The sequence below is a fragment of the Sphingobacterium sp. DR205 genome (assembly GCF_011064245.1).
Lineage (GTDB): Bacteria > Bacteroidota > Bacteroidia > Sphingobacteriales > Sphingobacteriaceae > Sphingobacterium > Sphingobacterium athyrii.
In genome coordinates this window covers 2,955,780-2,968,397 of sequence record NZ_CP049333.1, presented here as the reverse complement: position 1 = coordinate 2,968,397, position 12,618 = coordinate 2,955,780, and the positions used below count along the sequence as shown (strand labels likewise).

Sequence of the window (12,618 nt, the reverse complement as noted above, 5' to 3'; positions counted from 1 at the left end):
GTAACTTCGCATGCGTAGCAAGCCAATTAAAAAGGCTTGCTTACTAGTTTTATTGAAACCAAATTCATATGGCTGAAGAAACAGAAAACGACAACAATCTTGTTCCGGCAAACGACCGGATTATCCCAATCAATATCGAGGATCAGATGAAGTCTGCTTACATTGACTACTCCATGTCTGTCATTGTATCCCGGGCTCTTCCTGATGCACGTGACGGCATGAAGCCTGTACACAGACGTGTTCTTTATGGTATGTTGGACTTAGGGGTTACCAGTGGTAAACCTTATAAAAAGTCTGCCCGTATCGTTGGTGACGTATTAGGTAAATATCACCCACATGGTGATTCCTCCGTTTACGACACCATGGTTCGTATGGCTCAAGATTGGAGTTTGCGCTACCCGCTGGTGGATGGTCAAGGTAACTACGGTTCCATTGACGGTGACCCTCCTGCGGCAATGCGTTATACAGAGGCGAGGTTAAAGAAGATCGCCGAAGAAATGCTATCCGATATCAACAAAGACACCGTTGATTTCCAAAATAACTTTGACGACTCCTTGCAGGAGCCTACCGTATTGCCAACACGTATCCCTAACCTCCTGGTCAATGGAGCTTCAGGTATCGCCGTAGGTATGGCAACCAATATGGCCCCGCACAACCTCTCGGAGGTCATTGATGGTACTATAGCCTTCATCGATAACCGTGATATTGAAGTACCTGAATTGATGCAACATATCAAAGGCCCTGACTTCCCTACGGGAGCATTGATCTACGGGTATGCCGGTGTTCAGGATGCTTGTAATACAGGCCGTGGCCGTATTGTCATGCGTGCTAAAGCCGAAATCGAAACGACCAAATCCGGAAAAGAACAGATTATTGTGACCGAAATCCCTTACCAGGTGAATAAGGCCAATATGATCGAACGTACTGCCGATTTGGTCAATGAAAAGAAATTGGAAGGTATTTCGGCGATCCGCGATGAGTCTGACCGTACTGGTATGCGTGTCGTTTATGACATTAAACGTGATGCCAACGCCAATGTTGTTTTAAACAACCTATTCAAATATACAGCGCTACAAACTTCTTTTTCAGTCAATAATATCGCCTTAGTTAAAGGAAGACCTGTACTGATGAATCTAAAAGATATGATTCGTGAGTTTGTTGAGCATAGACACGATGTTATCGTCAGACGTACACGTTACGAATTGGCGGAAGCTGAAAAACGTGCGCATATCTTGGAAGGATACTTGATCGCCCTGGATCATTTGGATGAAGTCATCAAATTAATCCGTAACTCCGATACACCTGAGGATGCACGTGTTGGATTGATGGAGCAATTCGGTCTATCCGATCTCCAGGCCCGTGCTATTCTAGATATGACCTTGCGTCGTCTGACAGGACTGGAACGTGATAAGATCAAAGAAGAATATGCTGAATTGATGAAAACAATTGACTATTTGAAATCTATATTGGCAGACGAAGAGCTCCGCATGAAGATCATCAAAGATGAGTTAATTGAGATCAAAGAAAAATATGGTGACGAACGTAGGTCGCAGATTGTTCATTCTGCCGAAGACATGCGTATGGAAGACTTTATTGATGACGAAGAAATCGTGATCACAATCTCCCATAACAGCTATGTAAAACGTACGCCGTTATCCGAATATAAACGTCAAGGTCGTGGTGGCCGTGGATCAATCGGAACAAACACGCGTGAAGAGGATTTCACCGAACACATCATTACAGCCTCAGCGCACAACTACATGCTCCTATTTACCGAGGCAGGTCGCTGTTTCTGGTTGCGTGCATTTGAGATCCCTGAAGGAAGCCGTACTTCGCGTGGCCGTGCACTTCAAAACATCATCAATGTACCGAAGGAAGAGAAAATTAAGGCCTTTATCTTAGTGAAGAACCTGAAAGACCAGGAATACCTGGAAAACAACTTCATTATCATGTGTACTAAAAAAGGTACCATCAAGAAAACGTCTTTGGAAGCCTATTCCCGCCCGAGAGCAAATGGTATCAATGCGATCAACATCAACGAAGGTGATCAATTGATCGAAGCTTGTTTGACTACAGGAAGCAGCGAAATTGTGATGGCACTGCGCTCAGGAAGAGCTATTCGCTTTAATGAGTCTACCGTCCGCCCAATGGGCCGTACAGCAACAGGCGTTCGTGGTATTACCCTTTCTTCCGAAAGTGATGAGGTGATTGGCATGATTAGTGTCAATGATTCAGAAACAACGGTGTTGGTGGTTTCGGAGAAAGGCTACGGAAAACGTACGGATATCGAAGATTACCGGGTTACAAATCGTGGTGGTAAGGGTGTCAAAACAATCAATGTAACTGATAAAACAGGTGAATTGGTTGCCATAAAAGGCGTTACAGACGCAGAAGACCTTATGATCATCAATAAATCAGGTATTGTTATCCGGATAGCTGTAGAAGAATTACGTGTCATGGGCCGTGCAACACAAGGTGTAAGACTCATTAACCTGAAAGACAACGACGAGATCGCTTCGATCACAAAAGTAGATCGCGAAGAAGAATCGGATGAAGAGTCTGGCGATGAAAATTCAACAGAAGCGGATAATGAAGGATTAACTTCTGGAGAAAATATAGATTCAAACGAAGAATAAACTGAATGAAAAACTTACTGATATCATTGTTCATATCTGCAAGTAGTTTAACTGTTGCTGCCCAATCAAATTTGAAAGAGGGCAGCAACAGTTTTGCTTTATATACCAAAACTGGCGATTTTAAAAATCTTGAAAACGCCAGAAAGTTTGCAGATGCTGCATTCCAATCCAAAAAAGATTCGGCATCTGTCAACAACAACCTGCTGAGGGCTTTGGTATATAGCTCACTGGCAGTTGCGGATTCAACTCGAAAACAGCAGTATAAATTAGACCCTATCGACATATCCATCAAATCATTAAAATTGCTGGATGCGAAAAAAGCACGTCGAAATTTTCCGGCTGAGATGGATTATATTCGTCAAAATCTTGCTGGTGCCATCTCCTATCAAGGCGGTGCTGCTTTAAAGGACGGAAAGTTTGATAAAGCATACCAGGCTTACCTTCGCATAGACTCGCTCGGTTTTAAGAATAGCGACCTCAAATATAATCTTGCGGTACTCGCCGGAAAAAACAAAGATTATATGAATTCCATCAAATATTATGATGAACTCATTAAAGGAGAAAACCCTAAGCCGGGCTACTTTCTGGAATTAGCACAAATTTATGGCCTGGGAGGTACTAAACAGGATGTCTTAAACGTTTTAGAAAAAGGACATGCTGTATTCCCTGAGAATAAGCAGATACTTTTTAGATTGATCGATGTGTATTCAGCCAACAGTTCGTATGATGCCATATTGAATGTGATTGCTGATGCCATTCGTCTGGAGCCTGAAAATGTTGAATTAAATTACATTGCCGGCTATTCTTACGAAAATGCAAATGATCTAAAAAAAGCAAAAGAGTATTACAATAATGTATTGCGGTTAGATCCAAACAACTATGAATCTAATTTGGCACTAGGCTTAATTAATCTTGAAACGCTATTAAAAGATCCGACGAATCAAGATATTCAGGATTTAACGGTCGAATATCTATTAAAAGCAAACGAGATCAAACCCTATGATGTAAATGCCTTGAAGGCACTGGCAAAATATTATACACTTATTGATGATGCCTCACAATTAGACAGGGTAAACTTATTATTGAATCAATTAACAGTTAAATAGATATGAATTTAAAATCTCTATTATTATTAGCGGCAATAGGTACTGTATCTACATCAGTTTCTTTCGCCCAAACGGGTAACGTAAAAAAGGCAAAAACTGGTCTTGCAAAATTTCAGGAATTAAAAGAAGCCGGTACTGCTCAATTAGGCCTGCCTAATCTTAAATCAGCAAAAGAAGCCATCGACGCTGCTGTTATCAACGAAAAAACAAAAGATAATGCAGAGGCTTGGACAGTTTATGCTCTCGTTAACGCAAACCTATCAACTATAGATAAATCCTCTGAACTGGCAAAATTAGCAGAAGATGGTATTGCCAAAGCAAAACAATTGGATACTGATGGTGCCAACAAAGCGAACATCACTGTGGCTGAGCAAATTCTTGGACAATATAACTTCAATATCGGTGCTGAAGAGTATCAGGCACAGAAATATGCCGATTCTTATAATTCATTCACCAAAGCATTGACTTACCTTCCCGGAGACACATTGGTGACTTACTATAGCGGTGTAGCAGCATTGTCCAACAAGGATTATAAAAATGCAATCGAGCGTTACAAAGAACTGATCCCTAGAAAAGACTTTTCTTCACATAAAACAATTATGGTTGATCTACCTAAATTGTATTTAAATGTAAAAGACACGACTTCTGCTTTGGAATACGCGAAGAAAGCTGCTGAGGCTTATCCGGATGACAATGCGGCAATGACGCAAAATATCGAATTGAATCTGATTACAGGTCACGAAAAAGAGACTATTGATGCCATCACTGCCCAATTGGCGAAAGATCCTTCAAACAAAAGTTTGAACTATTATTTAGGAATTGCACAGTCATCCGCAAAAAATGACGAAGCGGCAATTGCGGCTTATAAGAAAGCATTGGAAATCGATCCGAACTTCTTTGAAGCCAATACAAATTTAGCGATCACGTTGATGAACAAAACACGTGAAAAGCTTAATGTCGTAAACAACAACAGAAAATTGACACAGGCGCAATATAACACCGAAGTGGATAAGATCAAGGCAGAGTTGAAATCGGTATTGCCTTATTTGGAGAAAGCGGTTGCCCTACAGCCGAAAAATGCAGACGCTTTAACAAATCTTAAAAACTATTATGTTTTCATGCAGGACGAAGCTAAGACAGCTGAGATCAATGCGAAAATCAAAGAATTGCAATAATAACTGGAGTAAATTTTTCTAAAATAGATAAATGAAATCCTCGGTTTTTCCGGGGATTTTTTATTGCTTTTCCCCGAAGGAGCCGCAACATTTCCCTGAGGGAATTCCAAATACACCAAGGAGAATTTACTTTTTCCAGTGGGGGACGCTCCATCCCCTTAGGGGAAACCTAAATACACCAAGGGGAATTTACTTTTCCCAGTGGAGGACGCTCCATCCCCTTAGGGGAATCCAAAAACTCCTTAAGGGAATTTACTTTTCCCAGTGGAGGACGCTCCGTCCCCTTAAGGGAAACCTAAATACACCAAGGGGAATTTACTTTTCCCAGTGGGGAATGCTCCGTCCCCTTAGGGGAATCCAAAAACTTCTTAAGGGAATTTACTTTTCCCAGTGGGGAACGCTCCGTCCCCTTAGGGGAATCCAAAAACTCCTTAAGGGAATTTACTTTTCCCAGTGGGGAACGCTCCGCCCCCTTAGGGGAGTTCAAAAACTCCTTAAGGGAATTTACTTTTCCCTTAAGATTAACCTAGAAAATAAGCGTGATTAAAATCCGCCTTGAAGACATCTAAAACAGCGATTTTAGCAAATATTTTATCACAAATCAATAAATTTTAGGGGTAAAATAGTGCCAAACCGAATTTTGTGCTTTTTGCATTTTGGCACAATTTTACCCCTTTTATCTTCATTTTTTTTTGTATGAGGCAGTTCCTATTACAAATTTCGGGTAGGCTCAAAATTCGGTGCGAAGCTACGCATTTAACTCATAGTAATCTTTTCAATAAATCCTCACAGAATCGCAATCAGCTCAATCTGAAAAACCAAGGTACACTCTCCGCCTTTTCGTGGCAGGAGCTCTTCCTTGCCGTAAGCCAAATGTGGTGGAAGATACACTTGCCATATCGATCCCACGGGCATCATGCACATCGCCTCTTGCCAGCCACGGATAAGTTCATTGATATAAAATGTTTCCGGACGTTTACGTTTATAGGAGCTATCAAATACCGTTCCGTCCAACAGTTCACCCTTGTAATGACAGATGACCTTGGAAGCCTTCGTCGGAATCTTGCCCGCACCTTCTGTCAATATTTTATACTGTAAACCTGACTGACAGACGATCACACCGTCTTTCGTCGCATTCTCCGCTAGAAATACGAGACCTTCGGCCCTATTCTTTTCAAATAATGCCGTAGCATTTAGCTTACTTTTCTTTTTTTGTACCAAAATAATTTCGTTTAACTTTCCCTCACCGCAATCAGTTGGATTTATACATACCCGCGAAGTTTACCGGTATACAATAGACTGATCAGAGACCAAAGTAACGGCTTTTTATTTTTTTAATGAAAAAATGCAGTGATTTTTAGGATTTCCTAAAACATCACTGCATTGCTATGGTCGTTAAACCATTTTTATTCCGGCTTCTTTATACCAAAGTAGCCTGTAACGTTTTTTCGAAGCTAAATGCTTTGCTTACGGGACAATTCTCTTTTGCTTTTTGAGCGAGTGCCTGAAATTCCGATTCATCAATGGATGGCACTTTCGCCGTCAATTCCAATTCAGAACGGACAATTGCGCCATTTTCAAAAACAATGGTCGATACGGTTTTGAGTTCATCGGGAGAAAACCCGGCTTCGGTTAAAAATGCGCTCAGCTGCATGGTAAAACATCCGGCATGCGCAGCGGCCAACAACTCTTCCGGATTGGTACCCACACCATCCTCAAATCGTGTTGAAAATGAATATTGGGTATGATCTAATACGGTACTGTCTGTTGTTAAATTCCCTTTACCTTCTTTTAGGTTCCCGTTCCATAGGGCTGTTGCTTTTCTTCTCATGATTGCTCTTTTGTTGTTATATGATTATTAATGAATACTATTCTGATCTTCAAAACTTCGCGATAAAGTCTCATCATCCATCATCTGACTCCCCCCTTTTATTGAACAAACAACAGAATAAAAAGTTGTGTTTTATTCCGCAAAATCATGTCGCACATCCGAATAAAGTCTCGTTATTCAATATAATAAAACTAAACTCATGAATAAATTAGCGTATCTCCTCATCCTAACAGCAGCATTTACTTCTTGCAAAACCCCTCAGCGCAGCCAGCAGGCACTTATCCGGGAATGTCCTGAAGAGAAAATTGTCAACAAAATCCCGGGGCCGCCGGTAAAAGGAGAATCTGAAAAAATCTATTATATCTATCAGGGTAAAAAGGTCTCACCGAAACAATTCGATCAGGAATGGCTCGATAAAAATTGTGAGATTAAAGAGACAGTGGTGTACTAACTTTATTTTCAAAAGCAAGGATAAACAGGTATTTTTGCCTAAAATTTTTTAAAATGACAATTTCTCTTCCCGAGGTCAATAAAAAGATTTTAGGCTATGTATCTTTAACTTTCCTTGGTTATTTCACGATTGGCTTATCACTTGCGACCTTACCCATTTTTATCCATCAAATTCTAGGGTTTAATACAATTGTCGCCGGACTGGTCATCAGTGTACAATATATTGCCACCTTTTTACTTCGGGGTTATGCCGGCAAAATCGTGGACACCAAAGGCCCAAAAGTCTCCGTCCTCCGCAGTATGCTCTTTTTTGCGCTTTCGGGAATTTTACTTTTGCTGGTCTTTTTATTCCGGTCACAACCGTTGATTAGTTTAAGTTTATTGCTGGTCACCCGGCTGTTCACCGGTATTGGCGAGGGGCTGGTCGGAGCCAGTCCGATCAACTGGGCTTTATTGGAACTCGGGGATGAACACGCAGCCAAGGCTATTTCATTTAATGGGATTGCGAGCTATGGCGCACTTGCCCTCGGAGCACCGTTGGGTGTACTTATGGTTGACCATATAAATTATGAATCGCTGGGGATACTCACCTGTTTAATAGGGATCCTGGGTTATCTCTACAGCAGATCAAAAACGCCTTATCAGGTAATCAGCAAAAAAACAGCTGCTGTCAGTTTCAGGCGAGTGCTTCTTACTGTGGCTCCATTCGGAATTTGCCTGGCCTTGGGTGGCCTTGGTTTTGGGAGTATTTCCACCTTTATGACGCTATATTATGAGCACTTCAATTGGCAGAATGGTGCGGCTTGTTTGACGGTCTTTGGTGTTTTCTTTATTCTGACAAGACTTGTATTCAACAAAGTAATCGATCAATATGGCGGTCTAAAAGTAGCCTTAATTAGTCTTTTTGTCGAAACATTGGGCCTCCTGGTCATCGCCCTGGCCTTCCACCCCCTTTGGACCCTTGTTGGGGCCGCACTGACGGGACTGGGATTTTCGCTTGTTTTCCCGGCTCTTGGTGTGGAGGCAATCAAAAGGGTGCACCAGAATCAACAGGGTTCAGCATTAGCTGCCTACGGACTATTTATCGATATTTCCCTAGGCATTACAGGCCCTCTGATCGGTTTCGTTGCCAACAATGTCGGCATGACGGGCATCTACCCTTTCAGTGCCATCATGGTATCCATCGGTTTTGCAGTCGTCGGAAATTTATTATACAATCGAAGGACAAAGCTTGCCTGATGATCGGCACCAACAAAAAAGGCTAACCAAATTGGTTAGCCTTTTTTATTACCATATATCTTCAATTAGCTTTCGATACTTGGCACAGCAACCACCTCATTGGTATCTGCGTTGTAATCTATACCATCGAAGTTAAAACCAAATAAATTGAAAAATTCATTACGGTAACCTTCGATATCGGAGATTTCTTCCAAATTTTCTGTAGTTGCTTTTTCCCACAATGCAGCAACTTCCGCCTGAACATCTGCACGCATCTCCAGGTCGTCAACACGAATTCGGCCTTTATCATCAAGCAATACATTGCCATCAGCAGTATAAAGGCGCTCGGCAAACAAACGTTGCATCTGTTCGATCGTACCTTCGTGGATTCCCTTTTCTTTCATCACCTTATACAATAGGGAAATGTACAAAGGCACTACCGGGATCGCAGAACTGGACTGTGTCACCAATGCTTTGTTAACCGAAACGTAAGCCACACCGTGCAGATCACTTAAGATCGCATTGATAGCAGGCACAGTACCTTCCAAATCGTCTTTCGCACGGCCAATTGTTCCGTTACGGTAGATCGGATAAGTCAGTTCAGGTCCGATATAAGAATAAGCAACTGTTTTTGCGCCATCAGCCAAAACGCCGGCAGCTTTCAGATCTTCGATCCAAAATTTCCAGTCTTCCCCACCCATTACAGCAACCGTATTCGCGATATCCTCATTATTTTCTATAGGTTGGATCGTGATATCCGACACAACGCCTGTGTGAAAGTCTACCGTTTTATTGGTAAAAGGTTCCTGAATAGGTTTTAAAACTGAAGCATGTGCGACACCTGTTTTCGGATGCGTACGACGTGGAGACGCTAAACTGTAAACCACTAAATCGACCTGTCCCAGATCCTTTTTGATCAATTCAATGGTCTGTTTTTTTATGTCATCTGAAAATGCGTCACCATTGATACTTTTGGCGTATAGTCCAGCTTCATGGGCTTCTTTTTCAAAAGCTGCAGAATTGTACCAACCAGCGGTTCCCGGTTTACCTTCTGCCGCAGGTTTTTCAAAAAATACACCGATTGTAGCAGCTCCAGAACCAAATGCTGCAGAAATCCGGGACGCAATACCAAATCCTGTTGAAGCACCTATGACGAGGACTTTCTTTGGACCATTCGCGATCTCACCCTTTGATTTCACGTATTCAATTTGATTTTTAATGTTTTGCGCAGCCCCTTGTGGATGCGAGGTTAAACAAATAAAACCTCTAGTTCTTGGTTGTATAATCATCTTGATTAATTTTCTTACTACTTGTTTTATTGATTAGGCAAAATAAGGAATTTTAAATGAGAAAATTGCCATAAAAATCAATTACTTTTTGTTTCATTTCCGATTAAACGGCCATTTGCGTACTTTCACCATACGAAATAGACATCGCATTCATTTTATTTATGTCCTCCCAATTTACAATAAAAAACAATAAAAGTACGGCACTTTTTTTAGGAATATTAGCCGCATTATTTTTCGCAAGTACTTTTGTCCTCAACCGTATCATGGCTGTTTCGGGAGGAAGCTGGCAATGGACAGCAGCCTTACGCTTCCTTTGGATGCTTCCTGTCCTGTTGCTTATCGTAGCTGTACGGGGCAACTTAGGCCCGCTCTTCCATGCGATCAAATCCAATCTGCTGCAATGGCTGCTGTGGAGCACCATAGGTTTTGGTGTATTTTATGCCACGCTGACATTTGGTGCGAGCTTCGGTCCCTCCTGGCTGGTTGCCAGCACCTTTGAATTCACCATTATCGCCGGGATGTTTATAGGCCCTTTACTGGAGAAAAAAGGGCATCGAAAAGGAATATCCAAAGCTTCACTTCTTTTTTCGATCATTATTTTTTTGGGAATTGTACTGATGCAAATCTCCGAAGCACGGGCCACTTCCTTTAAATCCATGTTATTGGGCACGATCCCGGTATTGATCGGAGCAATTGCCTATCCCCTGGGCAACCGTAAAATGATGCAAATCGCGGGAAATAAATTGGATGCTTTCCAACGAACGTTGGGCATGACCCTATGTAGTATGCCTTTTTGGATCCTGCTCAGCATCTTTGGTTATATGAACAATGGCCTTCCAACGGAAAGTCAGCTGCTACAAACCCTAATGGTTGCCCTCTTTTCGGGTGTAATTGCCACGCTCCTATTCTTTAGCGCAACGGATATCGTGCGCAGCGACCCCAAAGCACTCGCCGCCGTAGAAGCGACGCAAGCCATGGAAGTCATCTTTACGCTATTGGGTGAAATCATTTTATTACATGCCGCGCTTCCAAATAGCTATTCCTGCATAGGGATTGGCCTGGTCGTCATTGGAATGATCTTGCATAGTCGCTCAAATTAAAATGCGAGAACAGCACTATTAATTTTCATTTGCCTGTAAGGTCTTACTGATCTTGCTTAAATTAAGGCTATTGGCCATGGCCGAAAAAATCTCATGGTAGGTACCTTTCGCCAGGTAGAGGTCTTCATGTTGCCCCTGCTCGACAACGCGACCTTTCTCCATGACAATGATCGCATTGGAGTCTATTATCTGGGAAATGCTGTGCGACACGATAATTACCGTACGATCTTTCTTAATCGCATCCAGGCTATTTTTAATCTGCTCCGTAGCAATCGCATCCAGATTTGCAGTAGGCTCATCCAGAAAAATAATGGGCGGATTTTTCAGAAACAGCCGTGCGATGGCAATACGCTGTTGCTGTCCACCGGAAAGCGATTGTGCATCCGTCTCATATCCTTTTGGCAATTCCAGGATCTGCTGATGGATATAAGCTTTCTTTGCGGCTTCCACGATCTCCTCAGGCGAACTTCCGATCTTGCCATATTCAATATTTTCAAATATTGTTCCTTTAAATATATGATTGCGCTGCAGCACCATGCCGATATGCTGCCTGAGGAATGCGGTATCATAATCCGCAAGATCAACACCATCCAGTAGAATCTGGCCCCGTGTCGGCTCATAAAATTTATCCAACAAATTGATAATCGTACTTTTACCGGCACCGCTTAATCCGACCAGGGCAGTAATTTCATTGGGTTTAATGGCAAAACTGACATCCCTTAAAGCCTGTGTCCCGTTAGGATACGCAAAGAAGACATTCCGCAATTCCAGGTGTCCTCGAATTTGCACCGGTCGATAAGTTCCTTTCGATTCAATCTGATCATCAGATTCAAGTATCTCAAAAAAAGATTCCGAATAGATTAAGGCATCATTGACCTCATCGTAAATGCGGTGCAATTGGCGAATCGGTGCCGAAACATTATTAAATAGCATAATATGAAACATAATCGCTCCAATCGTAATCTGACCGGATAACACTAGATAAGCAGTCAGGACGATAATAATTACAACCGCGATCTGTTCCACAAAATTTTTAATGCTATCGTAAAAGAAGCTTGTCTTGCGAGTTTCCATCTGATTTTCGGTCATTTCGTATTGGATCTTTTCATGCCGTTTCGCTTCTTCGGGTTCGCGCACAAAAGATTTAATAACGAGAATGGAGTCAATCAGACCGATGATCCGGTTATTTTTCGATTCGCGGTATTTGCGCATCTGTCGCCTAAAACCTGTTAATTTAGAAGCCTGCGTCTGACTGATATAAAGATACAATGGGATTACCGCCAGCCCCACCAGTCCCACGTATACGTTAGCATAGAACATGCAGGTCAGTGCAATGATGGCATTGGCAAACAAGGGCAGAATATCGATAAAGAAATTCTGTACCAAACGTGTAAGTGAGCTGATGCCTGCGTCGATACGTGTCGCCAGCTTTCCGCTTTCATTATCCGTGGAGGTGTAAAAAGCAAGTTTATAGGTCAAAATCCGGCTAACAATAGCCTGTGAGAAATCACGCGCGATATAAATCCGAAGTTTCTCGCCATAAAATTTTTGTCCAAACTGTACCAATGCGTAAACAATTTCCTTCAGCAACAGCACCGCACTGATGACCCCGACAATATACATTCCCTTAGAAAGCGGCTCTTTGGCCACCATCAAAGCGTTGATGGTATCTACCGTATACCGCAAAATAAAAGCATTGATCTGCGCAGCCAATGATCCGACAACGGTCAAAAGCAGGGTATAAACAATCAATTTACGGTAAGGACGGGCAAAGGGAATAATTTTTTTAAAGAGCTGTGGAATGGTCATGAAG

At 42.1% G+C, this 12,618-nt stretch carries 11 protein-coding genes; 7 read left to right on the top strand and 4 right to left on the bottom strand.

Going from position 1 to position 12,618, the window contains the following annotated elements; genetic code table 11:
* Positions 1-68 precede the first annotated feature (68 nt).
* The 4 genes from gyrA to G6053_RS12490 are packed head-to-tail and all read left to right on the top strand — an operon-like array spanning position 69 to position 5,464.
* Positions 69-2,636, top strand: a complete 2,568-nt coding sequence (gyrA, locus tag G6053_RS12505) for a DNA gyrase subunit A (protein WP_165306637.1) — start codon at positions 69-71, stop codon at positions 2,634-2,636.
* Positions 2,637-2,641: 5 nt separating this feature from the next.
* On the top strand, positions 2,642-3,742 hold the full coding sequence (locus G6053_RS12500) for a tetratricopeptide repeat protein (RefSeq protein WP_108631905.1): 1,101 nt from the start codon (positions 2,642-2,644) through the stop codon (positions 3,740-3,742).
* 2 nt (positions 3,743-3,744) lie between these two features.
* Positions 3,745-4,917, top strand: coding sequence for a tetratricopeptide repeat protein (locus tag G6053_RS12495; RefSeq protein ID WP_165306636.1), 1,173 nt, complete (start codon positions 3,745-3,747; stop codon positions 4,915-4,917).
* 31 nt (positions 4,918-4,948) lie between these two features.
* Positions 4,949-5,464, top strand: a complete 516-nt coding sequence (locus tag G6053_RS12490) for a hypothetical protein (protein ID WP_165306635.1) — start codon at positions 4,949-4,951, stop codon at positions 5,462-5,464.
* Between the two features lie 239 nt (positions 5,465-5,703).
* Here the strand turns inward: G6053_RS12490 and G6053_RS12485 are convergent, their stop codons facing one another.
* Together G6053_RS12485 and G6053_RS12480 are read right to left on the bottom strand one after the other, a co-directional pair.
* Positions 5,704-6,138 carry an FKBP-type peptidyl-prolyl cis-trans isomerase gene (locus tag G6053_RS12485; protein WP_165306634.1) on the bottom strand — a complete coding sequence of 145 codons (435 nt, stop codon included), beginning with the start codon at positions 6,136-6,138 and terminating at the stop codon, positions 5,704-5,706.
* Between the two features lie 199 nt (positions 6,139-6,337).
* Entirely contained in the window at positions 6,338-6,748 is a 411-nt protein-coding gene (locus G6053_RS12480; RefSeq protein WP_108631909.1) for an OsmC family protein, read from the bottom strand.
* Positions 6,749-6,947: 199 nt separating this feature from the next.
* Between G6053_RS12480 and G6053_RS12475 the strand changes: the two genes are divergently transcribed.
* Positions 6,948-7,199: a hypothetical protein gene (locus tag G6053_RS12475; protein ID WP_108631910.1), complete on the top strand. Its 252-nt coding sequence runs from the start codon at positions 6,948-6,950 to the stop codon at positions 7,197-7,199.
* A gap of 53 nt (positions 7,200-7,252) precedes the next feature.
* Positions 7,253-8,437 carry an MFS transporter gene (locus tag G6053_RS12470; RefSeq protein WP_165306633.1) on the top strand — a complete coding sequence of 395 codons (1,185 nt, stop codon included), beginning with the start codon at positions 7,253-7,255 and terminating at the stop codon, positions 8,435-8,437.
* Positions 8,438-8,502: 65 nt separating this feature from the next.
* On the opposite strand, the gene fabV is transcribed toward G6053_RS12470, so the two are convergent.
* On the bottom strand, positions 8,503-9,705 hold the full coding sequence (fabV, locus tag G6053_RS12465) for an enoyl-ACP reductase FabV (RefSeq protein WP_108631912.1): 1,203 nt from the start codon (positions 9,703-9,705) through the stop codon (positions 8,503-8,505).
* 161 nt (positions 9,706-9,866) lie between these two features.
* Here fabV and G6053_RS12460 point away from each other — a divergent pair, with 161 nt between their 5' ends.
* Positions 9,867-10,805, top strand: coding sequence for a multidrug resistance efflux transporter family protein (locus G6053_RS12460; protein ID WP_108631913.1), 939 nt, complete (start codon positions 9,867-9,869; stop codon positions 10,803-10,805).
* An 18-nt stretch (positions 10,806-10,823) separates the two neighbouring features.
* On the opposite strand, the gene G6053_RS12455 is transcribed toward G6053_RS12460, so the two are convergent.
* Positions 10,824-12,614 (bottom strand): ABC transporter ATP-binding protein, encoded by a 1,791-nt coding sequence (locus G6053_RS12455; RefSeq protein WP_165306632.1) that lies wholly within the window; start codon positions 12,612-12,614, stop codon positions 10,824-10,826.
* Positions 12,615-12,618 lie beyond the last annotated feature (4 nt).

Coding starts and splice junctions, on each gene's coding strand:
- gyrA (WP_165306637.1), top strand. CDS start 69: ATGGCTGAAGAAACAGAAAACGACAACAATCTTGTTCCGGCAAACGAC.
- G6053_RS12500 (WP_108631905.1), top strand. CDS start 2,642: ATGAAAAACTTACTGATATCATTGTTCATATCTGCAAGTAGTTTAACT.
- G6053_RS12495 (WP_165306636.1), top strand. CDS start 3,745: ATGAATTTAAAATCTCTATTATTATTAGCGGCAATAGGTACTGTATCT.
- G6053_RS12490 (WP_165306635.1), top strand. CDS start 4,949: ATGAAATCCTCGGTTTTTCCGGGGATTTTTTATTGCTTTTCCCCGAAG.
- G6053_RS12480 (WP_108631909.1), bottom strand. CDS start 6,748: ATGAGAAGAAAAGCAACAGCCCTATGGAACGGGAACCTAAAAGAAGGT.
- G6053_RS12475 (WP_108631910.1), top strand. CDS start 6,948: ATGAATAAATTAGCGTATCTCCTCATCCTAACAGCAGCATTTACTTCT.
- G6053_RS12470 (WP_165306633.1), top strand. CDS start 7,253: ATGACAATTTCTCTTCCCGAGGTCAATAAAAAGATTTTAGGCTATGTA.
- fabV (WP_108631912.1), bottom strand. CDS start 9,705: ATGATTATACAACCAAGAACTAGAGGTTTTATTTGTTTAACCTCGCAT.
- G6053_RS12460 (WP_108631913.1), top strand. CDS start 9,867: ATGTCCTCCCAATTTACAATAAAAAACAATAAAAGTACGGCACTTTTT.
- G6053_RS12455 (WP_165306632.1), bottom strand. CDS start 12,614: ATGACCATTCCACAGCTCTTTAAAAAAATTATTCCCTTTGCCCGTCCT.